The sequence below is a fragment of the Streptomyces flavofungini genome, assembly GCF_014650815.1.
GTDB lineage: Bacteria > Actinomycetota > Actinomycetes > Streptomycetales > Streptomycetaceae > Streptomyces > Streptomyces flavofungini.
Genome location: NZ_BMVR01000015.1, coordinates 156,345 through 178,977, shown reverse-complemented (window position 1 = coordinate 178,977; position 22,633 = coordinate 156,345). Strand labels below are relative to the sequence as shown.

Annotated in this window: 22 protein-coding genes; 5 read left to right on the top strand and 17 right to left on the bottom strand. The window is 69.9% G+C overall.

The features are described from left to right. Positions 1–47: 47 nt before the first annotated feature. Positions 48–2,315, bottom strand: coding sequence for an MMPL family transporter (locus tag IE274_RS32085; RefSeq protein WP_229909949.1), 2,268 nt, complete (start codon positions 2,313–2,315; stop codon positions 48–50). 262 nt (positions 2,316–2,577) lie between these two features. Here IE274_RS32085 and IE274_RS32080 point away from each other — a divergent pair, with 262 nt between their 5' ends. The 4 genes from IE274_RS32080 to IE274_RS32065 all read left to right on the top strand — a co-directional run bounded on the left by IE274_RS32080 (position 2,578) and on the right by IE274_RS32065 (position 4,709). Further along, positions 2,578–2,934 (top strand): ArsR/SmtB family transcription factor, encoded by a 357-nt coding sequence (locus tag IE274_RS32080; protein WP_190119445.1) that lies wholly within the window; start codon positions 2,578–2,580, stop codon positions 2,932–2,934. Further along, positions 2,931–3,170, top strand: coding sequence for a hypothetical protein (locus IE274_RS32075; protein WP_190119444.1), 240 nt, complete (start codon positions 2,931–2,933; stop codon positions 3,168–3,170). The genes IE274_RS32080 and IE274_RS32075 overlap by 4 nt, the downstream gene beginning before the upstream one ends. Positions 3,171–3,372: 202 nt before the next feature. Continuing rightward, positions 3,373–4,041, top strand: a complete 669-nt coding sequence (locus tag IE274_RS32070) for a potassium channel family protein (protein WP_030357311.1) — start codon at positions 3,373–3,375, stop codon at positions 4,039–4,041. After that, on the top strand, positions 4,041–4,709 hold the full coding sequence (locus IE274_RS32065) for a potassium channel family protein (RefSeq protein WP_190119443.1): 669 nt from the start codon (positions 4,041–4,043) through the stop codon (positions 4,707–4,709). Before IE274_RS32070 ends, IE274_RS32065 begins: the two co-directional genes overlap by 1 nt. Positions 4,710–5,008: 299 nt before the next feature. Here the strand turns inward: IE274_RS32065 and IE274_RS32060 are convergent, their stop codons facing one another. From IE274_RS32060 to IE274_RS32005, 12 genes are all read right to left on the bottom strand, one after another. Continuing rightward, the gene (locus IE274_RS32060) at positions 5,009–5,773 is read right to left on the bottom strand and encodes a DUF3159 domain-containing protein (RefSeq protein ID WP_190119442.1); all 765 of its coding nucleotides are present in this window, start codon (positions 5,771–5,773) and stop codon (positions 5,009–5,011) included. A 3-nt stretch (positions 5,774–5,776) separates the two neighbouring features. Then, positions 5,777–6,187, bottom strand: coding sequence for an OB-fold nucleic acid binding domain-containing protein (locus IE274_RS32055; RefSeq protein WP_190119441.1), 411 nt, complete (start codon positions 6,185–6,187; stop codon positions 5,777–5,779). Between the two features lie 135 nt (positions 6,188–6,322). Next, the gene (locus IE274_RS32050; protein ID WP_190119440.1) at positions 6,323–7,006 is read right to left on the bottom strand and encodes a response regulator; all 684 of its coding nucleotides are present in this window, start codon (positions 7,004–7,006) and stop codon (positions 6,323–6,325) included. A gap of 74 nt (positions 7,007–7,080) precedes the next feature. Continuing rightward, positions 7,081–9,627 carry an ATP-binding protein gene (locus tag IE274_RS32045; RefSeq protein WP_190119439.1) on the bottom strand — a complete coding sequence of 849 codons (2,547 nt, stop codon included), beginning with the start codon at positions 9,625–9,627 and terminating at the stop codon, positions 7,081–7,083. A 290-nt stretch (positions 9,628–9,917) separates the two neighbouring features. Next, the gene (locus IE274_RS32040; RefSeq protein WP_190119438.1) at positions 9,918–11,144 is read right to left on the bottom strand and encodes an alginate lyase family protein; all 1,227 of its coding nucleotides are present in this window, start codon (positions 11,142–11,144) and stop codon (positions 9,918–9,920) included. A gap of 173 nt (positions 11,145–11,317) precedes the next feature. Further along, a complete protein-coding gene (locus IE274_RS32035) occupies positions 11,318–12,037 on the bottom strand; it encodes a potassium-transporting ATPase subunit C (protein WP_190119437.1) in 720 nt (239 codons plus the stop codon). A 6-nt stretch (positions 12,038–12,043) separates the two neighbouring features. After that, a complete protein-coding gene (kdpB, locus tag IE274_RS32030; RefSeq protein ID WP_190119436.1) occupies positions 12,044–14,197 on the bottom strand; it encodes a potassium-transporting ATPase subunit KdpB in 2,154 nt (717 codons plus the stop codon). After that, positions 14,194–15,858, bottom strand: coding sequence for a potassium-transporting ATPase subunit KdpA (gene kdpA / locus IE274_RS32025; protein WP_190119435.1), 1,665 nt, complete (start codon positions 15,856–15,858; stop codon positions 14,194–14,196). Before kdpA ends, kdpB begins: the two co-directional genes overlap by 4 nt. Positions 15,859–15,866: 8 nt before the next feature. After that, entirely contained in the window at positions 15,867–15,956 is a 90-nt protein-coding gene (gene kdpF, locus IE274_RS32020; RefSeq protein ID WP_033264828.1) for a K(+)-transporting ATPase subunit F, read from the bottom strand. A gap of 348 nt (positions 15,957–16,304) precedes the next feature. Next, positions 16,305–17,078, bottom strand: coding sequence for a DUF3710 domain-containing protein (locus tag IE274_RS32015; protein WP_190119434.1), 774 nt, complete (start codon positions 17,076–17,078; stop codon positions 16,305–16,307). Position 17,079: 1 nt separating this feature from the next. Further along, positions 17,080–17,586: a dUTP diphosphatase gene (gene dut / locus IE274_RS32010; protein WP_190119479.1), complete on the bottom strand. Its 507-nt coding sequence runs from the start codon at positions 17,584–17,586 to the stop codon at positions 17,080–17,082. 20 nt (positions 17,587–17,606) lie between these two features. Further along, complete coding sequence (locus tag IE274_RS32005; RefSeq protein ID WP_190119433.1) at positions 17,607–18,191, bottom strand: PaaI family thioesterase; 585 nt, start codon at positions 18,189–18,191, stop codon at positions 17,607–17,609. 58 nt (positions 18,192–18,249) lie between these two features. Here IE274_RS32005 and IE274_RS32000 point away from each other — a divergent pair, with 58 nt between their 5' ends. Further along, complete coding sequence (locus IE274_RS32000) at positions 18,250–18,696, top strand: DUF3093 domain-containing protein (RefSeq protein ID WP_190119432.1); 447 nt, start codon at positions 18,250–18,252, stop codon at positions 18,694–18,696. 116 nt (positions 18,697–18,812) lie between these two features. On the opposite strand, the gene IE274_RS31995 is transcribed toward IE274_RS32000, so the two are convergent. From IE274_RS31995 to IE274_RS31980, 4 genes are all read right to left on the bottom strand, one after another. Beyond that, on the bottom strand, positions 18,813–19,835 hold the full coding sequence (locus IE274_RS31995) for a hypothetical protein (RefSeq protein WP_190119431.1): 1,023 nt from the start codon (positions 19,833–19,835) through the stop codon (positions 18,813–18,815). Between the two features lie 13 nt (positions 19,836–19,848). After that, a complete protein-coding gene (locus IE274_RS31990; RefSeq protein ID WP_030357326.1) occupies positions 19,849–20,145 on the bottom strand; it encodes a DUF4193 domain-containing protein in 297 nt (98 codons plus the stop codon). 392 nt (positions 20,146–20,537) lie between these two features. Further along, on the bottom strand, positions 20,538–21,785 hold the full coding sequence (locus tag IE274_RS31985; protein ID WP_190119430.1) for a sensor histidine kinase: 1,248 nt from the start codon (positions 21,783–21,785) through the stop codon (positions 20,538–20,540). Positions 21,786–21,790: 5 nt separating this feature from the next. After that, a complete protein-coding gene (locus IE274_RS31980) occupies positions 21,791–22,444 on the bottom strand; it encodes a response regulator transcription factor (RefSeq protein ID WP_190119429.1) in 654 nt (217 codons plus the stop codon). Positions 22,445–22,633: the final 189 nt, after the last annotated feature.

The following is a 22,633-nucleotide window of genomic DNA, read 5'->3' as shown; positions in this document are numbered from 1 at the left end:
GCCCGACCCACCCGCTCATCGCGCGCGGCCGCTCGCCGCGCGCCCGCTCACCTCCCGGGGGCCGTTCCCGCCCCCGCCACCTGCGGTTCCGCGCTCTCGTCCAGCGGAGCCGCGTACCCGCGAGTGATCCGCTCCTCGGCCTTCGCCACCGCCTTCGACGGCCACCACGTCGCCCGGCCGAGCAGCAGCAGCGCCGCCGGCAGGATCATGACGCGGATCACGAACGCGTCGAGCAGGACGGCCACCGCGAGGACGAAGCCCATCTGCTTCATCTCCAGGATGTGCAGCATCACGAAGCTGGCGAAGACGGTGACCATGACGATGGCCGCGCTGGTGACGACCTTGGCGGACGCCGCGATCCCGTCGATCACGGCCTGCCGGGTGGGCACGCCGTTCAGGGCGGCCTCGCGGATCCGGCTGACCACGAACACCTGGTAGTCCATCGAGAGCCCGAAGAGGATCACGAAGAGGAACAGCGGCACGCGCGAGGAGATGCCGTGCAGGGAGACGAAGGACAGCAGGTCCTCGGCCCACTCCCCCTGGAAGACGAGCACGAGCAGCCCCAGCGCGGACGCGGCGGACAGCAGGTTGAGGCCGACGCCGAGCAGTCCGAGGACGACGGACCGGAACGCGTACACCGTCATCGCGAACGTCATCAGGAGCAGCAGTCCGAGGACCAGCGGCAGCTTCTGGTTCTGGTGGTCCACATAGTCCACGCCGCGCGGCACGTCACCGCTGACGCCGCTCTCGACGCCGTCGAGCTTGCCGACGGTCGCGGGTAGGTAGTCGTCGCGGATGTGGTCGAGGGCCTCGGCGGCCTCGTCGGAGTACGTGGCGTGGCGGGCGCCGAGGTCCAGGGTGCTGACGCGGCCGTCGGCGGAGGTCTTGATGACGGGGCGGTCGTGGCGGGCGAGGAGCGGGTCGGCCGCGGCCCTGCGGTCGAGGTCGCGCAGGGCGTCCTTGACCTGACCGGCCCGGCCGGGCTCGGCGGCGACCACGACCTGGTAGCGGATGCGCAGGTCGGGGAAGGCGTGGAGCAGCCGGTCGTAGCCCTGCATGGCGGGGATCTCGCGGGAGAAGCTGTCCCGGGCCGGGTCCTTGAGCTTCATGGTCACGGCGGGCGCCGCGAGGCCGAGCAGGACGAGGACGGCCAGGCACAGGGTGAGCGCGGGGCGCTTGCGGGCGGGGGTGAGCAGGGCGTTCCAGACGCGGCCCGGCTTCTTGTCGGCGTCGGACTTCACGGGCTTGCCCGCGGCGCGGCGCTTGTCCGCGCGGCGCTCGGCGCGGCTGCCGAGCTTGACGAGCATGGCGGGCAGCACGGTCACGGAGCTGACCACGGCGACGGCGACGACCAGGATGGTGCCGGTGGCCAGGGAGTCGAAGATGACGTCACCGGCCAGGTAGAGCGCGGCGGTGGAGACGATCACGGCGAGCCCGGAGATCACGATGGCCCGGCCCGCGGTCGCGGCGGCGGCCTCGACCAGCGCCTCCGCGGAGAGCCTGCCGCCCGCGCGGGCCCGTTCCTCGCGTTCGCGCTTGAGGTAGAAGAGCGTGTAGTCGACGCCGACGGCCATGCCGATGAGCAGGATCATGTTCATCCCGACGCCGGTGTCGGGCAGCAGGTGCGAGGCGAGCATCGCCAGGCCCATGGTCGCCATGATCGAGGTGATGGCGAGCAGCAGCGGTACGCCGACCATCAGGACCGAGCCGAACACCAGGGCCAGCGTGATCAGCGTGACGGGCAGCGTGATCGTCTCGGAGAACGCGAGGTCCTTGCCGCGCTGGTCGTTGACGCCCTTGCTGACGGACGCGGCGCCGGTCTCCTCCACCACGACGTCCGGGTGGGCCTTCTTCACCTTCTCGGTCTCGGCCTGGAGCGGGACGACGTTCTTCTTGCCCTCCTGCTCCGGTCCCTTCAGGGTGACGGGCACCCGCAGCACCCGGCCGTCCTTCGAGCGGACCGGCGCGGCGACCTCGTCGACCTCGGGCAGGGCCTTCATGCGCCGGGTGACGTCCCGGACGGCCGCGTCGGCCGCCTCGGCGGTGCGGCCTTCGAGGCGCCGGCCCGGCCGGGCGCTGATCAGGATCTGCTCCAGCGGTTTGATCTGGAGGTCGCCCCGCGCCGCCAGTCCCTCCGCACGTCCGGCCTCGCCGACGCGGAAGTCCGCCGATGTCGCCTGGTTCATCCCGGCCGTGATGCCCGCCGCCAGGCACAGCACCACGAACACGAACCAGCCGACGATCGCCCGCCACGGGTGCAGCGCGCTCCAGCGCGCCACCCGCACCGTCATCGACCGCCTTGTGCCGCGCCTCATGTCCGGCCCCCTCGCTGCCATAGCGACTCTCCCGTCCTTCATGTGTAAGTTGAGACTGACAGGTGAAGGTCGAAGACGTCAACTGTCAGGATCGAGCGAGAGCGGGCAGGCCACCTCGCACGCACCGGAGCGAGTCGGCACGCGTGAGCAGGCACGCAGGAACGGAAGAGTCCGATCGACGGAGGGTTTGACAGTGGTTCAAGCCATGCGTAAGCCTTGGCCGACGGGTATCGGGACGGCGCGAAGGCGGGCCATGCAGGCCATGAACAGCGAGGAGCTGCTGGCCTTTCTGGCGGCCGTGGGCCACGCCCAGCGCATCCGGATCATCACGGAGCTCGCCGGCGGACCCTTGTACGTCAGCGAACTCGCCCGCCGCCTCGGCGTCTCCCGGCCGCTCCTGTACATGCATCTGGAACGCCTGGAGAAAGCCGGTCTCGTGATCGGCAGGCTGGAGCTGTCCGACGACGGCAAGGCCCTGAAGTACTTCGAACTCGCACCCTTTGACGTGCAGTTGAACGTGGATACGATTCTCGCGGCTGCCCGCCTCGGCGGGGCGGACGCCCCGCCGGACGGGACGGGCGAAGCCGGAAAGCACTCACCAAAGGGGACGCCCCAATGAGCGACGCGATCATCCCGATCGCCTTCTTCCTGATCCTTGCCGGCGCAATCGTGATCGTGGCCAAGTTCCAGACGCAGCGCAGCCGCGAACGCGACGTCGAGTACGCGCAGGCGATGGAGGGCTACCGCAAGTCGCTGGACTCGGTCGCGGCCCAGCAGGAAGCCATACGGACCCAGCTCACCGAGCTGAACGTCCGGGTCCAGGCCATGGAGAGCATGCTGCGCGCCGTCGAGTGAGCGCGCCCGCGGCCTCGTCCTGAGCGGGCCCACGGCCCTGCTCCGGGCCCGCCCGCGGCCCCGGACCGTCCCGCGGCATCCGACCCGGGTGAAGAAGCCGTTAACGTGGACTCGAGCAAGCACGGGGAACATTCGAGGGCGAGAGTCATGAGTAGGGCATTTACGCAGGTCACGAGGGCCATGAGGAGCGCGGGGTAACGACGTGCACATCGTCATCATGGGCTGCGGGAGAGTCGGTTCCGCTCTCGCGCAGACCCTGGAACAGCAGGGGCACACGGTCGCCGTCGTCGACCAGGACCCCACCGCATTCCGCCGTCTGGGCTCCGGCTTCGGCGGCCGCCGTGTGACCGGCGTCGGCTTCGACCAGGACACCCTGCGCGAGGCCGGCATCGAGGACGCCGGTGCCTTCGCCGCCGTCTCCAGCGGCGACAACTCGAACATCATCGCCGCCCGCGTGGCCCGCGAGATGTTCGGCATCGAGAACGTCGCGGCCCGTATCTACGACCCGCGCCGCGCCGAGGTCTACCAGCGTCTCGGCATCCCCACGGTCGCCACGGTCCGCTGGACCGCCGACCAGATGCTGCGCCGCCTCCTTCCGTCCGGCGCGGAGCCGCTGTGGCGCGACCCCACCGGCGGCGTACAGCTCGCCGAGGTGCACGCGTCCGCCGCCTGGATCGGGCACAAGATCAGCCAGCTGCAGGAGGAGACCGGCGTGCGCGTCGCGTTCCTCACCCGGCTCGGCGAGGCGGTCCTGCCGACGTCGCAGACGGTGCTCCAGGAAGGCGATCTGGTGCACGTGATGATGCGCACCGACGAGGTCGAGAAGGTCGAGGCCGCGTTCGCCGAAGGCCCCGAGGAAGGCGGTCACTGATGAGGGTCGCCATTGCCGGAGCGGGCGCGGTGGGCCGTTCCATCGCCGGTGAGCTCCTGGAGAACGGGCACGAGGTGCTGCTCGTCGACAAGGCGCCGACGGCCATCTCCGTCGAGCGCGTCCCGCAGGCCGAGTGGCTGCTCGCCGACGCCTGCGAGATCACCTCGCTGGACGAGGCCGCGCTGCAGCGCTGCAACGTCGTCATCGCCGCGACCGGCGACGACAAGGTCAACCTCGTCGTCTCGCTGCTCGCCAAGACCGAGTACGGCGTGCCGCGGGTCGTCGCGCGCGTCAACAACCCCAAGAACGAGTGGCTCTTCAACGAGTCCTGGGGCGTCGACGTCGCGGTGTCCACGCCGCGGCTGATGTCCGCGCTCGTCGAGGAGGCCGTCAGCGTCGGCGACCTGGTACGGCTGCTGCGCTTCAGCCACGGCGACGCGAACCTCGTCGAGCTGACGCTGCCGCCGGAGTCCACCCTCGCGGGCACCCGCGTCGGTGACGTCCAGTGGCCCGAGGACACGTCCCTCGTCACCATCATCCGCGGTACGCGCGTTCTCGCGCCGACGCCGGACGACTCGCTCGAAGCGGGTGACGAGCTCCTCTTCGTGGCCGCGCAGGCGCGGGAGGAGCAGCTGGAGGACCTGCTGTCGGCTCGCCGCGCCGGCTAGCCCCTGGGCTCTACGCAGGTGGGGGGCGCCCGGATCTTTCCGGGCGCCCCCCACCTGCGTGACCGCCGTATCGGCCCTGGCGGGCCTCGTCCTCAAGCGCCGGACGGGCTATCTCCCGCCCAGCCTTCCCTCGGGGCCACCAGGAGCCCGGCACCCTCTGGCCCGAAACGCCTCGCCCCGCTGGGTGCCTCTGAGCCCGCCCCCGCACGTATCCAGCCCGTCCGGCGTTTGAGAACGAGCGCGCAGCGCGATCGGCGGCGGACTGTCCCACCCGCACGGGACGCGCACGCGGGACAGGGCTAACCCTGGCGCTGCCGCTGCTCAGCGGCCGCCTTCTCGGCTTTCTCCGCCGCCTCCATCTCCGCGAACACATCGATCGGCGGCGGCGCCTTCGCCAGGAACACCCAGGTGAAGTACACGGCGAGGACCATCGGGGGCAGCTTGAGGGCGATCAGGACCCAGCCGAGCTGCTCGGTGTCGGCCCACCAGTACAGCGGGAAGAGGATGGCGTACTTGGCGAGGAAGATCAGGCCCCAGGCCAGCGACGCCTTCGTGTAGGCCTTCTTGCGGCCGGGGTTACGGGTGCGCCAGGACAGGTTCTCGCGGAAGACCGGGCCGAGCAGCAGCCCGAGCAGCGGATAGCCGACGAGCGCGGAGAGGAAGAAGGCCGCGCCGAGGCCGGTGCCGTAGATCATGCCGGGCAGATAGAAGTCCTTGGCGTTGCCCGTGAACATGGCGAAGGCCACGCCGAAGGCGACGCCGAAGACGCCGCTGAAGGCGTGCTTGACGGTGTCGCGCCGGACGAGGCGGACCACGACCAGGATCAGCGCCACGGCCAGGGCGGCGATGGCCGACAGGTGCAGGTCCTTGTTGATCGTGTAGATGAGCACGAACAGCAAGCCCGGCACCATCGTCTCGACCGTGCCCCGGATGCCGCCGAAGGCGTCGAACAGCGCGGCCTGGGTCAGCGCCCTGGTCTCGGCGTCCTGGGCCGCCTGCGCGGCGGCCGCGTCCTGCGGGCGGTCGCCCACGGCCTGGTCGGTCGGCTTGTCGACTGACGTCACCGGTTACTCCCGTCCGAGCGGTCTGAGTTCGTACTTGGGGTTGAAGAGCACTCTGCGGCCGCGGTCTATGGAGATCCGGCCGGACGCGATCAGGCGGCGCCCCGGCTCGATCCCCACGATGGAGCGCCGGCCCAGCCACACCACGTCGAGCGCGGCGGAGCCGTCGAACAGCTCCGCCTCCAGGGCGGGGACACCGGCGCGGGGCCGCAGGGTGACCGTGCGCAACGTACCAGTAACGGTGACTATCTGGCGGTCGTGGCAGTCACCGATGCGGGTACAACCGGCCGTCTCGGCGTCCTCGCGCAGCTCCTGCGACTCCAGGTCCTCCTGGGAGGACGACAGCCGGTCGAGCATGCGCCGGAAGCGGCCTGCCGGCTTGCCGGATCCAGGGGCAGAACCAGGAACAGCACTCATACCCGAAGCGTACCGGTGGTCACCCGCGCCCCCGCAATGGGTGCGCTCACCTGTGCTGATGCCCGCTCGGAGCGGACCTCAAGCCTCGGTCGGCGTGGCCCCGCCACCGCTCCCCCCGCCTGCTCCGCCATCGAGCTACCGCTCGAACCGGTATCCCATCCCGGGCTCCGTGATGAAGTGCCGGGGGTGCGCCGGGTCCGCCTCCAGCTTGCGGCGCAGCTGGGCCATGTAGACGCGCAGGTAGTTCGTCTCCGTGCCGTACGAGGGACCCCACACCTCCTGAAGGAGCTGCTTCTGGCTGACGAGACGGCCCGCGTTGCGCACCAGGACCTCCAGGAGGTGCCACTCCGTGGGGGTCAGGCGTACGTCCCGGCCGTTGCGGTTGACCTTCTTAGCGGCCAGGTCGACGGTGAAGTCCTCGGTGTCCACCATCACGTCGTCCTCACCGGCCCCGGTGGGCTCCGCGCGGCGGACGGCGGCGCGCAGCCGGGCGAGGAGTTCGTCCATGCCGAAGGGCTTGGTCACGTAGTCGTCGGCGCCGACGTCCAGGGCCTCGACCTTCTCGTCCGAGCTGTGCCGGGCCGAGAGGACCAGGATGGGCACGCGCGTCCAGCCGCGCAGCCCCTTGATCACCTCCACGCCGTCCATGTCGGGCAGACCGAGGTCGAGCACGATCACGTCGGGGTGGCGGGCGGCGGCGAGCTGGAGGGCGGTGGCGCCGTCCGGTGCCGCGTCCACCTCGTACTTGCGTGCCTTCAGATTGATCACGAGGGCGCGTACGATCTGCGGCTCGTCGTCGACCACGAGCACCCGGGTCATTCCTACCTGCCTTTCGGGCTTGTCAGCGCCGCTGCCGCGGCTTTCGGTGCCACGTACGGGACGTTCCGTGGCGGTCACGAGGTCATCTGGGCGGAGAGGTCGGGCACGACGGGCGGTCGTCCGGCCGCCGCCTTCAGGGTGAGCACCATCGTGAGGCCGCCACCAGGAGTGTCCTCCGCGTCGAGGGTTCCCCCCATCGATTCCACGAAGCCACGGGCGACCGCGAGGCCGAGGCCGACGCCGCTTCCGCGTGGAGCGTCACCGTAGCGTTGGAACGGCTCGAAGATGCGGTCCTTGGCATCATCGGGGACCCCGGGTCCCCGGTCGACGACCCGCAGCTCCACCCGGTCGCCGAGCGCGCTGGCCGAGACGAACACGGGTGCCTCCTCGGGCGCGTACTTGACGGCGTTCTCCACGATGTTGGCGACCGCGCGCTCCAGGAGGCCCTTGTCGACGGCGACCATCGGCAGGTCCTCGGGAATGTCCAGGAGGACGCTGCCGTCGGGGACGCCGCCGAGGGCCATCGGGACCACCTCGTCGAGGTCGATCTCGCGGATCAGCGGAGCGACCGTGCCGGTCTGCAGCCGTGACATGTCCAGAAGGTTGCCCACCAGGTGGTCGAGGCGGTCGGCGCCCGCCTCGATGCCCGCGAGGAGCTCGGCCTGGTCCTCCTCGGACCACTCCACGTCCTCCGAGCGCAGCGAGGACACGGCGGCCTTGATGCCGGCGAGCGGGGTGCGCAGGTCATGGCTGACGGCGGCGAGCAGGGCGGTGCGGATGCGGTTGCCCTCGGCGAGGGTGCGGGCCTGGTCGGCCTCGGTCTGCAGGCGCTGGCGGTCCAGGACGACGGCGGCCTGGGCGGCGAACGCGGCGAGGACGCGGCGGTCCTCGGCGGGCAGCACGCGGCCGGTCAGGGCGAGGGCCAGGTGGTCGCCGACGGGCACGTCCACGTCGGCGTCCTCGGGGCGGCCGACGTGGGCGCGGGCGCCGACGCTGCCCGCGCAGGTCCACGGCGTCACGTCGCTCTCGCGCTCCAGGAGGGCCACGGACTCCATGGCGAAGGTCTCGCGGACGGTCTCCAGGAGGGAGTCCAGGCTGTTCTCACCGCGCAGGACGCTGCCCGCGAGGTGGGAGAGGATCTCCGACTCGGCGCGCAGCCGGGCCGCCTGATGGGTGCGGCGCGCGGCGAGGTCCACGACGGAGGCCACGGAGATCGCGACGGCCACGAAGACCGCGATCGCCACGATGTTCTTGTTGTCGGAGATCGTCCACAGGTGCAGCGGCGGTGTGAAGTAGTAGTTGAGCAGCAGCGATCCGACCGCCGCGGACGCGAGCGCCGGGAGCATGCCGCCGAGCAGGGCCGCCGCCACCGTGAGCGTCAGGAACAGCAGCATGTCGTTGGCGAGACCGAGGTCCGCGTCGACGTGGGTGAGCAGCAGCGTCAGGAGCACAGGGCCGACGATGCCGACGAGCCAGCCCCAGATGATCCGGGAGCGGCCGAGCCGGGCGCCGCGCGCCACGGGCAGCCCGCGCCCCTTGGCCACCTCGCCGTGCGTGACGATGTGGACGTCCAGGTCGGGCCCGGACTCGCGGGCGACGGTGGCGCCGACGCCCGGACCGAAGATGTACTGCCAGGACTTGCGGCGCGAGGAGCCGAGGACGATCTGGGTGGCGTTGACGCCGCGGGCGAACTCCAGGAGTGCGGCCGGGATGTCGTCGCCGATGACGTGGTGGAAGGTTCCGCCAAGATCCTCTACGAGGGTCCGCTGGACGGCCAGCTCCTTGGGCGAGGCCGCGGTGAGGCCGTCGCTGCGGGCGATGTAGACGGCGAGGATCTCGCTGCCCGAGCCCTTGGCGGCCACGCGGGCGGCGCGGCGGATGAGGGTGCGGCCCTCGGGTCCGCCGGTGAGGCCGACGACGATGCGTTCGCGGGCCTGCCAGGTGGAGCGGATGTTGTGCTCGCCCCGGTACTGCTGGAGGTATTCGTCGACCCGGTCGGCCACCCACAGCAGCGCCAGCTCGCGCAGGGCCGTGAGGTTGCCGGGGCGGAAGTAGTTGGACAGGGCCGCGTCGACCTTGTCGGCCTTGTAGATGTTGCCGTGCGCCATCCGGCGGCGCAGCGCCTGCGGCGACATGTCGACCAGCTCGATCTGGTCGGCGCGGCGCACCACCTCGTCCGGCACCGTCTCGCGCTGCCGGACGCCGGTGATCGACTCGACCACGTCGCCGAGCGACTCCAGGTGCTGGATGTTGACGGTGGATATGACGTCCACGCCCGCTTCGAGCAGCTCCTCGACGTCCTGCCAGCGCTTGGCGTTGCGCGAGCCGGGCACGTTGGTGTGCGGAAGCTCGTCGACGAGCGCGACGGCGGGCGCGCGCCGCAGCACGGCGTCCACGTCCATCTCGCTGAACCGCGAGCCCCGGTACTCCAGCTCCTTGCGGGCCACCTGCTCCAGGCCGTGCAGCATCACTTCCGTGCGCGGGCGGTGGTGGTGCTCCACGAAGGCCACGACACAGTCGGTGCCGCGCTCGATACGACGGTGCGCCTCGGCGAGCATGGCGTACGTCTTGCCGACGCCCGGTGCCGCACCGAGGTATATCCGTAGCTTGCCGCGTGCCATGGCCTCATTGTCTTCCTGAAACTGCTGTGTACGCAGCGTCGACCTTACGGCCAATAATCACGGCAAATCGGATGAGGCCGACCTCCCTGAGGCTCCTTGACACAACCCTGATGCCCTCCAGCACGTCCGGAGTGGGGCGAAAGACGCCATTTTCGGCCGTCGGGACGGGCCGGACAGCACACAGGGGCCGCCCCGGCATGCGGAGCGGCCCCGATCCGGACCAGTGCGGTCCGTACGGCCCGGTACCTACAGGTCAGCGCCTGCGGACCGGAACCCGCAGATGAGCCGGATCAGCGCGGATTGTCCCCGTGCGTCAGCGTCTCCCAGGCCACGAAGAGGTTGTTCGACCCGGCGGGACGGTTCTGCCCGGTGAGCCGCTCGGTGTTGGCCATGGGCACCCCGAGGCGGTTGTGCAGGGCGTTGTAGCCGACCTCCGTGATCGGTCCGAGGCCGCGGTGCACGGAGCCCTTGCAGAGCCAGCTCGGCGGCGCCTCCCCCAGCTCGTACTTCGCCTGGAAGCCGAGTGCGTGCTGCAGGCGCTCGCCGACGTCCGTGCCGTACAGGTCCTGGCCCTGGATGCGGCTGGTCTCGGCGACGTGGGCGATGGCGGAGATGCCGTAGCCGGTGTGCGTGAAGTCGCGGCAGGTCTCCTGGGTGAGCCCGGCGACGAAGGTGCCCTGCCCCTGCCAGTACTTGACGATTTTCTCGCGGGTGTCGAGGTTCTGGCTCGGCACGGTCTTGGGCAGCGCGCCGTCGGCGGGCAGATAGACGTACGCGGCGGTGCGTGTGCGGAACTTCGCCATGGCCTTGTCGTACGACGCCTTGTCCTCCAGGAACACGGAGATGCCGACGGCGGCCTCCATCATCGACAGCTCCCAGTTGCCGTTGGAGTTGGAGCCGTTGATGATCTTCGGGAGGTAGACGTTGCGCAGCATCGTCGAGAAGCGCCCGGAGTTCGCCCAGGTGCCCGTGTAGGTGTGTTTGATGATCTCCGCGGCCTTGGGCCAGGAGGATCCCGCCCAGCCGGTCTGGAGCGGGGCGTTGCTGTTGGTGTGGTCCTTGATGGTGCCGGACCAGGCGTCCATCAGCTCGATCGACTTCTTCGCGTACTTCTCGTCGCGGGTGATGTACCAGGCCAGCGCGGTGGTGTACGCGGCTATCGCGTCCTCGCGCTCGTCGGTGCAGCCGTAGTTGGGGTTGGAGTACGAGCCGCACTCGACGATCGCGCGGGGCTTGGGGGCGCGCGAGAGGGAGGCGTACTTGCTCCCCATCATCTGGTCGAAGGCGCCCTTCCAGGGCTGGGCGCCCGTGTTCACCTTCTCGCGGGTGAAGTCCAACTGGCCCTTGGAGACGGTCACTCCGGGGTGCGCGAAGGCGGCGGGGGCGGCGTCGGCGCGGTCGGTGCCGGGCCAGGCGAGCAGGGTGGCGGCGAGGGCGGCCACGGCGGTGGCGGCGGTCGCGAGGAGGGCCGGGCGTGGTCTGCGGCGGTGGCGTACGGGTGTGGGGGTGGGCGCCATGAAGAGGCCATCCGTTCGTGTATGTGAACTTCAAGTGCCTGTCTGAACACGCGTGTTGAACGGTGACCATAGGTACGGACCTGACTTCCGTCAAGGCTTGAAGAAGGCACGGAAAAAGCCCCTCGCGGTCCGGCGAACCGGACCGCGAGGGGCCTTGCGGCGCAGGGGGAAGGTCAGCCCTTCTCCGCCACCAGGTGCTTCAACGCGATGTTGAGCTTGAGGACGTTGACGCGCGGCTCACCCATGAAGCCGAGGATCCGCCCGTCGGTGTGGTCGTCGACCAGCTTCTCCACCTGCTCGAAGTCCAGGCCGTTCCGGTCCGCGACGCGGTGCGCCTGGAGGTCGGCGTACTCCGGGGAGATGTGCGGGTCCAGGCCCGAGCCCGAGGACGTCACGGCCTCCGCCGGGATGTCCGAGGGCCTGACCTTGTAGTCGGCCGTCCGGTTGTCCTTGATGACGGCGTCCCGGGCGGCGCGGACCTGGGCGCACAGCCCCTCCTCGGCCTTGGGGTCGCAGACCTCCTTGCCGTCCTTCTGCAGGGACCCGGAGTCGCCCGCGAGGTTGGTGGCGCCGGACAGGAGCAGCTTGTACTGGGTGTTCACGCTGTTCGTACCGAGCCCGTTGGACGGCCGGGGCTGGAACCACTTCAGGTCCGGCTCCGGGGTCTCCTGGCCCTTCTTCAGCGGCAGGTCGTAGCGCTGTCCGATCAGCTCGGAGCCGACGACCTTGCCGCCGTCCTTGATCTCGGAGCCGTTGGCCTTGTTGTTGAACAGGGCCTGGGCCACGCCGGTCACGGCGAGCGGGTAGAGCACGCCGCAGATGACGGTCAGGACGAGCAGGGCGCGCAGTCCGGCGCCCAGCAACCGGGCGGTGTTTCCTACGGAGTTGTTCATTTCAGGTCACCCAATGCCCGGGATGAGGGAGATGAGCAGGTCGATGATCTTGATGCCGATGAACGGGGCGACGAGCCCGCCGAGGCCGTAGATCCCCAGGTTGCGCCGCAGCATCTTGTCCGCGCTCATCGGCCGGTACTGCACGCCCTTCAGGGCCAGCGGCACGAGGGCGATGATGATCAGCGCGTTGAAGATGACGGCCGACAGGATCGCGGACTTGGGGCTGGACAGGTCCATCACGTTGAGCTTGTCCAGGCCCGGGTAGACCACCGCGAACATCGCCGGGATGATCGCGAAGTACTTCGCGACGTCGTTGGCGATCGAGAAGGTGGTCAGCGCGCCACGGGTGATCAGCAACTGCTTGCCGATCTCCACGATCTCGATGAGCTTGGTCGGGTTGGAGTCCAGGTCCACCATGTTCCCGGCCTCCTTGGCGGCCGAGGTGCCGGTGTTCATGGCCACGCCGACGTCGGCCTGCGCGAGCGCCGGAGCGTCGTTCGTGCCGTCACCCGTCATCGCGACGAGCTTGCCACCGGCCTGCTCGCGCTTGATGAGCGCCATCTTGTCCTCGGGCGTGGCCTCCGCGAGGAAGTCGTCCACGCCCGCCTCGTCGGCGATCGCCTTGGCCGTCAGCGGGTTGTCACCCGTGATCATGACGGTCTTGATGCCCATGCGGCGCAGCTCGTCGAACCGCTCCCGCATGCCCTCCTTGACGACGTCCTTGAGGTGGATGACACCCAGGACGCGGGCGCCCTTGGCGTCCTCCAGGGCGACGAGCAGCGGCGTGCCGCCCGCCTGCGAGATCTTGTCGGTGAGCTCCTGGGCCTCGTCGGTGACCGTGCCACCGCGCTCCACGACCCAGGCGGCGACCGAACCGGTCGCGCCCTTGCGGACCTTGCGCCCGTCCACGTCCACACCCGACATCCGGGTCTGGGCGGTGAAGGCGATCCACTCGGCGTCCACCAGTTCGCCCTGGTGACGCTCGCGCAGACCGTACTTCTCCTTGGCGAGCACGACGATGGAGCGGCCCTCGGGCGTCTCGTCGGCCAGCGAGGAGAGCTGGGCGGCGTCGGCCACCTCGGCGTCGGTCGTCCCGCGTACCGGCACGAACTCGGCGGCCTGACGGTTGCCGAGGGTGATGGTGCCGGTCTTGTCGAGCAGCAGCGTGGAGACGTCACCGGCGGCTTCCACCGCACGGCCCGACATCGCGAGGACGTTGCGCTGGACCAGGCGGTCCATGCCCGCGATGCCGATCGCGGAGAGCAGCGCGCCGATCGTCGTCGGGATCAGGCAGACAAGCAGCGCGGCAAGGACGATCATGGACTGCTCGGCACCCGCGTACACCGCGAACGGCTGCAGCGTGACGACCGCGAGCAGGAAGACGATGGTCAGCGAGGCGAGCAGGATGTTCAGCGCGATCTCGTTGGGCGTCTTCTGCCGGGCGGCGCCCTCGACCAGGTTGATCATCCGGTCGATGAAGGTCTCACCGGGCTTCGTCGTGATCTTGATGACGATGCGGTCGGAGAGGACCTTCGTGCCGCCGGTGACGGCCGAGCGGTCGCCGCCGGACTCACGGATGACCGGAGCGGACTCACCGGTGATCGCCGACTCGTCGACGCTCGCCACGCCCTCGACGACGTCACCGTCGCCGGGGATCACGTCGCCCGCCTCGCAGACGACCAGATCACCGATCTTGAGCCCGGTGCCGGGCACCTGCTCCTCGGTCCTGCCATCGGCGGAAAGGCGGCGCGCGACGGTGTCGGTCTTGGCCTTGCGCAGCGTGTCGGCCTGGGCCTTGCCGCGGCCCTCGGCCACGGCCTCCGCCAGGTTGGCGAAGATCGTGGTCAGCCACAGCCACGCCGCGATCGCCCAGCCGAACCAGTCGCCCGGGTCCTTGACGGCGAGCACGGTGGTGAGCACCGAGCCGATCAGGACCACGAACATCACGGGGGACTTGACCATCACCCGCGGGTCGAGCTTCCTGACGGCGTCCGGGAACGACTTCAGGAGTTGCTTGGGGTCGAACAGGCCGCCGCCGACCTTGCCGTCGTCCGGCTTGTGCCCGGTGGGCAGATCCTGGTGCGGCGCACGCGTGGGAGTCGCGGTGGACGTGGGAGTCATGGAGCCGGGCTCCTCTTGCTTCCTGGTGTCGGTTGTCATGACGCGAGACCCTCTGCGAGGGGCCCGAGCGCGAGCGCCGGGAAGTACGTCAGACCAGTGATGATCATGATGGTGCCGACCAACAGGCCCGTGAACAGGGGCTTCTCGGTACGGAGCGTGCCCGCCGTGGCCGGGATCGGCTTCTGCTCGGCCAGCGACCCGGCGAGCGCGAGGACGAACACCATCGGCAGGAACCGGCCGAGCAGCATCGCGAGACCGATCGTGGTGTTGAACCACTGCGTGTCCGCGGTCAGACCGGCGAACGCCGAACCGTTGTTGTTGGCGCCGGAGGTGAAGGCGTACAGGATCTCGGAGAATCCGTGCGCGCCGCTGTTGAGCATCGAGTCCTTCGGCGTCGACAGGGCCATGGAGGCACCGGTGAAGCCGAGCACGAGCGCGGGCGTGACGAGGATGTAGCAGGCCGCGAGCTTGATCTCCCGGGTGCCGATCTTCTTGCCCAGGTACTCCGGCGTACGTCCGACCATGAGACCCGCGATGAAGACCGCGATGATCGCCATGATGAGCATGCCGTAGAGACCCGACCCGGTACCGCCGGGCGCGATCTCGCCGAGCTGCATGCCCAGCATCGTGATCCCGCCGCCGAAGCCGGTGTAGGAGGAGTGGAAGGAGTTCACGGCACCGGTGGAGGTGAGCGTGGTGCTGGTCGCGAAGAGCGACGAGCCGCCGATGCCGAAGCGGGTCTCCTTGCCCTCCATCGCGCCGCCCGCGAGGTCGAACGCCGGGCCGCCGTGGTGGAACTCGGTCCACATCATCAGCGCCGTGAAGCCGATCCAGATCGTCGCCATCGTGGCGAGGATCGCGTAGCCCTGCTTGACCGAGCCGACCATCTTGCCGAAGGTCCGGGTCAGGGCGAACGGGATCACCAGGATGAGGAAGATCTCGAAGAGGTTCGAGATCGGGTTCGGGTTCTCGAAGGGGTGGGCGGAGTTGGCGTTGAAGTAGCCGCCGCCGTTGGTGCCCAGCTCCTTGATGGCCTCCTGCGAGGCGACCGCGCCGCCGTTCCACTCCTGGCTGCCGCCCATGAACTGGCCGACGCCGTGGATCCCGGAGAAGTTCTGGATCGCGCCGCAGGCGACCAGGACGATCGCGCCGATGACGGAGATCGGGATGAGGATGCGGACGACACCGCGGACCAGGTCGGACCAGAAGTTGCCGAGTTCGCCGGTGCGCGAGCGCGCGAAGCCGCGCACCAGGGCCACGGCGACGGCGATGCCGACGGCGGCCGAGACGAAGTTCTGCACCGCGAGGCCGCCGGTCTGCACGACGTGGCCCATGGCCTGTTCGCCGGAGTACGACTGCCAGTTGGTGTTCGCCACGAACGAGGTCGCCGTGTTGAACGCCTGGTCCGGGTCGATGGCCTTGAAGCCGAGCGAGCCCGGCAGCGATCCCTGGAGCCGCTGCAGCAGATAGAGGAACAGCACACTCATCGCGGAGAAGGCGAGAACACCGCGCAGATAAGCGGGCCAGCGCATTTCCGTGTTCGGATTGGCACCGATTCCCTTGTAGATCCACTTCTCGACGCGCAGATGCTTGTCGGAGGAGTAGACGCCGGCCATGTAGTCGCCGAGAGGACGGTATGCGAGGGCCAGTGCGGCGACGAGCGCGAGCAGCTGGAGCACACCAGCGAGGACGGGGCTCATTACTTGACTCAGAACCTCTCCGGGAACACAAGGGCGAGGACGAGATAGCCCAGCAGGGCGACAGCCACCACGAGGCCGACGATGTTTTCGGCGGTCACAGCTTCGCCACCCCCTTGGCAACGAGTGCCACCAGCGCAAAGACCGCGATCGTGGTGACGACGAAGGCCACGTCGGCCATCGTGTGCTCCTAGATGAGATTCGGAATTGCTGACCTGTTGAGGAAACCGCCTCGCTGGCAGGTTTTGATCGCCGTTGACACCTCCCATACGGGCATGGGTGCCGCATTGACGACTCTCTTACGCGTTCCGTTTCCACCTGGGAAAACACCGATGGGCCGCACCCCCATAAGGGAGTGCGGCCCATCGGCTCGCAACTTTTCCGATCAACCCGGCCCGCTGCCCCGGCGCCGCCCGGTCAACCGTGCGGACGCGTCGGTGGCCGGTTCGTCAGCGTACTTCGGTGATTTCCGGCCCGCGCGCGAGCTGGCCCATGCCGCCGGAGAACCGTGAGGTCTCCTGGTCCTCCTGCTGGACGCCCTCGGGCACCATCTGCGCGTCGTCCGGCAGCTTGAGGACGATCGGGTCGCGCGGGGCCATCGGGCCCTCGCCTCGGACCACGACGGTGTCCCGGAAGATCTGCTCCAGCAGACCGGCGGCCTGCGGCTGCACGGCCCCCTGCCCGGAGATCACGCCCCGCAGGAACCAGCGCGGGCCGTCCACCCCGACGAACCTGACCACCTGGAAGCCGCCCGTGCCGTCCGGCAGCTGCACCGGCACCTGCGCGCGCAGCTCCCAGCCGAGCGGACCTTCGACCTCGTCGATGACACCGCCCTGCTGCGTGATGCCCGAAGCGATCTCCTCGCGGACCTCGCCCCAGATGCCCTCGCGCTTGGGGGCGGCGAAGCCCTGCAGCTGCACGGCGCTGTCCTGGAGCACGACGGTGGCCGCGACGATCGCGTCACCGGCGACCTCCACGCGCAGCTCCATGCCCTCGACCCCCGGCACGAAAAGCCCGCCCAGGTCGACCCGGCCCTCGCCGGGCTCGCGGACCTCGGAGGCGTCCCAGGGACCGTCGGGGCGCGGCTCCGGCTCCAGCCTCACACGCTGCGGCTCAGCGCCCTCAGCGTCCTCGGCACCTTCGTTGTCGATGCCGTCGACGACCTGCTCGGCCTCGCTCGCCGCGTCCTCGGCGGCACCGCTCTTCTTGCGACGTCCGAACACGTCACTGTCCTTCCCGGTCGGATACGACCGACGCGTATCGATTCCCACCCGTTTGTTCATCCGCGCTGACGCCCACGGCGGCATGGCCTCCGGTGGACCCGAATCCCCCCTCGGCCCGCACCGAGCCGGGAAGCTCCGCCACCTCCTGGAAGCGCACCTTCTCGACCTGCTGGACGACCAGTTGGGCAATCCGGTCGAAGCGCTCGAACCGCACGCTCTCGCGCGGGTCGAGATTCACCACGATCACCTTGATCTCCCCACGGTACCCGGCATCAATCGTCCCCGGGGCATTCACCATGGCGACACCGCAGCGTGCGGCGAGGCCCGACCGGGGGTGCACGAAGGCCGCGTACCCCTCGGGCAGCGCGATGGAAACCCCGGTCGGCAGCACCGCCCGTTCACCGGGGGCCAGTTCGCAGCTCTCGGTCGTGCGCACATCGGCACCGGCATCGCCGGGCTGCGCGTACGCCGGCAGCGGTACGTCGGGGTCGACGCGCCTGATCAGCACGTCCAAAGGAGCAGGGTGGGTCACGGGTTCACCTCGAAGGCGCGGGCGCGCCGGATCTGGTCCGGGTCGTTCATGGCCGCGCGGATCTCCTCCGGGCGGCCGTTGTCGATGAAGTGGTCCACCTTCACCTCGATGAAGAGGGCGTCGGCACGGACGGCGACGGGACCTTCGGGCCCGCCGATCCGGCCGGTGGCGGTGGAGTAGATCTTGCGCCCGGCGACGGCGGTCACCTCCGCCTCCAGGAACAGCACGGTGCCGACCGGAACGGGCCGCCGGAAGTCCGTCTCCAGGCGTCCGGTCACCGCGATCACCCGCAGCAGCCAGTTCAGGGAGCCGAGCGTCTCGTCGAGCGCGGTGGCGAGCACGCCACCGTGTGCGAGGCCGGGAGCCCCCTGGTGCGCCTCGCGCACCGTGAACTCGGCGGTGATGGCGACGCCTTCACCGGCCCGTGCCTCCAGGTGCAGCCCGTGGGCCTGCCCTCCCCCGCAGCCGAAACAGTGCGCGTAGTGCGCGCCGATGAGCTCGCCGGGCGCGGGCGCGTCCGGGTGGCGGGCTGGACGTATGGCGTCCGCCGGGGGTGTCAGACCTGCTGATGTACCACTCACAGGCGCAGACCTTACCTCCGCGTCAGCGGCCGTCGCGCACCGTGCCAAGCTTGGCTTCATGCAGCCTTACGAAGAACGCCTGACCGCGCCCCGTTCGTGGTGGCTCGTCTCGGTCCTGGTCGGTGTCGCGGCGGGCCTGACGATGCTCCCGCTCGGCACGCTGCCCCTGCTGGGCGGCCTGGTCGGCGGGACGGCCCTGGCGGCGGTCCTCACCAGCACCTACGGCGCGGTGCGGATCCGGGTCGTGGCGGGCTCCCTGGTCGCCGGTGACGCGAAGATCCCGGTGACGGCGCTGGGGGCGGCCGAGGCCCTGGACGAGGAGGAGGCGCGCGCCTGGCGGACCTACAAGGCGGACCCGCGCGCCTTCATGGTGCTGCGCAGTTACATCCCTACGGCGCTGCGGGTAGAGGTCACGGACCCCGCGGACCCCACTCCGTACGTGTACCTGTCGACGCGGAACCCCGAAGGGCTGGCGGCTGCTTTGAAGGCGGTACGCGCGGCGTAGCGCCGCGGGCGCCGTACGCGGCGTAGGGGTCACAGCCCGTCACGGAGCCCCGAGCGCGGCGGAGGAGTCACAGCCCGGCGCGGCACCCGGAGCCCGGGGCGGCGCGGGCGAGAGGTTCAGCCCCCGAGCTCCTTGGGCTTCTTCCCCAGGCGCAGCGGATCCGCGGGCGCCTCCAGCGGCGGCAGGCCCTCGAGGGCGTCCCACGGCACCTGACTGCGACGCAGGTCGCCCCGGACGCGCTCGGCGAGCTTCTTGGTGTCCCTGCGGTTCATCACGGCGCCGACCGCCGCGCCCACCATGAACGGCAGCAGGTTCGGCAGGTTGCGCACCATCCGCTTCATGATCTGCTGGCGCAGTTCCCGCTTCATCTGGCTGCCGAGCGCCGCGTTGATCGACGTGGGCTTGACCACGTCGATGCCGCGCTCCTCGGTCCAGGCACGCAGATACGCGGCGCTGCGCTCCTTGAGGTTGCCCTCGGGCCGGCGGCCGTAGACCTCGTGCAGCTCCGCGATGAGCTTCAGCTCTATGGCGGCGACGCCGGTGATCTCGGCGGCCAGCTCGGCGGGCATCGCGGGCGGCACGGGCAGCATCGCCGCCGCGCCGACTCCGGCACCCACCGTGGAGGTCGCGTTCGCCGCCCCGGCGATGAGCTTGTCCGCGAGCTGCTCGGGGCCGAGGCCCGGGAACTGCTTGCGGAGCGTCGCCAGGTCGCGGACCGGGACCCGCGGGGCGTTCTCGATGATCCGGTCGGCGAGATAGCCGATGCCGGCCTTGGCGCTGCGCCCACTGCGGCGCACGCCGTTCTTCAGTCCGTTCGTGACTGCGGTGAGGCGGCGGCCCTTGCCTCGGGCCCCCTGCTCGTCCGCCTCCGTGCCGTCCCCGTACTCCCTGTCCGCCGCCTCGAGGGCGGCCGTCTCCAGCACTTCCAGGGCGGAACCGCGCACCAGCACGGGAACCGCCTCGTACGCCGCCTCAGCGGCGCTGTGTGCCCCTGTGGCGCCCTCGCCGCGCGGCGAGGTACCGGCAGGGTCGAGCGAGGCCCCAGGGCCCCGCTCGGCCTCCGACGCACCCTCGGGCACGTCCGCGTCCGCTCCCTGGTCCTGGAAGCGGTGCTTCCTGGACGGGGTCGAGCCTGTCACGGCCGACCCCGCCTCAGTCGCAGTCGCGGCAGATCGGCTGGCCGTTCTTCTCCCGGGCCAGCTGGCTGCGGTGGTGCACCAGGAAGCAGCTCATGCACGTGAACTCGTCCTGCTGCTTGGGGAGCACGCGCACGGCGAGCTCCTCGTTGGACAGGTCCGCGCCGGGCAGCTCCAGGCCCTCGGCAGCCTCGAACTCGTCGACGTCTACCGACGACGTCGACTTGTCGTTCCGCCTGGCCTTCAGCTCCTCGATGCTGTCCTCGTTGACGTCATCGTCGGTCTTGCGTGGGGTGTCGTAGTCCGTTGCCATGTCGCTCTCCCCCTCTGGGTGTCTGCGGTGTCTCAGCGCACGTAACGCGTGAGAGGCCGGACTTGTGCCCGACCTGAGGCGGAGATTTTGCCTCACATCAAGGTCTGTTACTCAATCGACACCCAACCGCACCCCTGAAGAGGTGATCGGTTTGGATGGCGATCGGGACCGTACACGGTCCGAATGTCGCACTTCACGGGCGCCACCCCGAGTACTTCCCGTGATCAAGACCCCCGAAAACCCGGATTTTCCCGGCTTTCCGGCGACTTCAACAGTCACGGAGAGTAGATGGCCGAAAAATCGCTCCTGTGATCGATCACACAGGAATCCTCGGAGATCAGGTCCCGAAAATTCCGCGTAAAGCGAACATCCTGGCGCTTCGCGGCAGCATCTCAGATCGGCAGGGTGACTCGCATCACGAGCCCACCCCCCTCGCGCGGCTCCGCGATGATACGGCCCCCGTGGGCCCGCGCCACCGACCGGGCGATGGACAGGCCGAGACCGACCCCCTTGTCGCTGCCCGTGCGCTCGGTGCGCAGGCGCCGGAAGGGCTCGAAGAGGCTGTCGATCTCGTACGCGGGCACCACGGGCCCGGTGTTGGTCACCACGAGGACGGCTTGGCCGTGCTGGGTCTCCGTAGTGACCTCGACCCACCCGTCCTCCTTCACGTTGTAGCGCACCGCGTTCTGCACCAGGTTCAGCGCGATGCGTTCCAGGAGCACGCCGTTGCCCTGCACGACGGCGGGGCCCCGCTCGCCGCGAATCTGCACGCCCTTGGCGTCGGCCTCTGACAGCGCCTGGTCGACGGCGCGGTCGGCGACCTCCGCGAGGTCCACGGGCTTGCGCTCCACGATCTGGTTGTCGCTGCGGGCGAGCAGCAGCAGGCCCTCCACGAGCTGCTCGCTGCGCTCGTTGGTGGCGAGCAGCGTCTTGCCGAGCTGTTGCAGCTCCACGGGTGCGCCGGGATCGGACAGGTGCACTTCGAGGAGCGTGCGGTTGATCGCCAGAGGTGTGCGCAGTTCGTGCGAGGCGTTGCCGACGAAGCGCTGCTGGGCCGTGAAGGCCCGCTGCAGTCGCTCCAGCATCTCGTCGAAGGTGTCCGACAGCTCCTTCAGCTCGTCGTCCGGGCCGTCCAGCTCGATCCGCCGGGACAGGTCCGAGCCCGCCACCGCGCGCGCGGTGCGGGTGATCCGGCCCAGCGGGGACAGGACGCGGCCCGCCATCGCGTACCCGAAGGCGAAGGCGATGACCGCGAGGCCGAGCAGGGCGAGCAGCGAGCGGCTGAGCAGGTTGTCCAGGGCGACCTGGCGCTGGTGGTCGGTGCAGGCGCTGATCGCGGAGTTGAACTCGGCGATCAGCAGGTTGCCCGAGGCGGCCTGCGGACAGTTGTCGCTGGTCACCCGGATCTCCCGGCCGCCCACGATCTTGAACAGGGGTTCATTGCCCGTGTTCAGGGCCTGCGCGGCGAGCAGGTAGATGATCGAGAGCAGCAGGATGCCGGCGATCAGGAACATGCCGCCGTACAGCAGCGTGAGCCGTATGCGGATGGTGGGGCGCAGCCACGGGAAGGGCGCTTCGACCTTCCTCGGGTCCCAGGTGGGCTTCGGGGGCGCCCCGGGGGGCGCGGGGGTCGCGGCCACCGGGCTCAGATCCGGTAGCCGGAGCCCGGCACCGTCACGATGACGGCGGGCTCGCCGAGCTTGCGGCGCAGGGTCATGACGGTGACGCGGACTACGTTCGTGAACGGGTCCGTGTTCTCGTCCCAGGCCTTCTCCAGGAGCTGCTCGGCGGAGACCACCGCGCCCTCGCTGCGCAGCAGCACCTCCAGGACCGCGAACTCCTTGGGCGCGAGCTGGATCTCCTTGCCGTCGCGGAACACCTCGCGGCGGTTCGGGTCGAGCTTGATGCCGGCGCGCTCCAGGACGGGCGGCAGCGGCACACTGGTGCGCCGCCCGAGGGCGCGCACGCGGGCGGTCAGCTCGCTGAAGGCGAAGGGCTTGGGGAGGTAGTCGTCCGCGCCGATCTCCAGGCCCTCGACGCGGTCGCTGACGTCGCCGGAGGCCGTGAGCATCAGGACGCGCGTCGGCATGCCGAGCTCGACGATCCTGCGGCAGACGTCGTCGCCGTGGACGACGGGCAGGTCCCGGTCCAGGACGACCACGTCGTAATCGTTCACGCCGATGCGTTCCAGGGCGGCCGCGCCGTCGTACACGACGTCGACTGCCATGGCCTCCCGGCGCAGTCCGGTGGCCACCGCATCGGCGAGCAGCTGCTCGTCCTCGACGACGAGTACGCGCACGTCGCTTGTCCTTCCTCTGTGCCCGGCGCGCGGACGCGCCAGAGCAGGCCTGTACGTGGAGTGAGACCTCCATCCTGCCCCTTTCGGCCATAAACCGGCTGTAAGGCGGCCTCGGGCCCCGGGAATACGGGATTTTCTGCTCCGGTTGAGGTTTCCGTCGAAGAGGGCAGGGGGAGGACGGCCTTACAC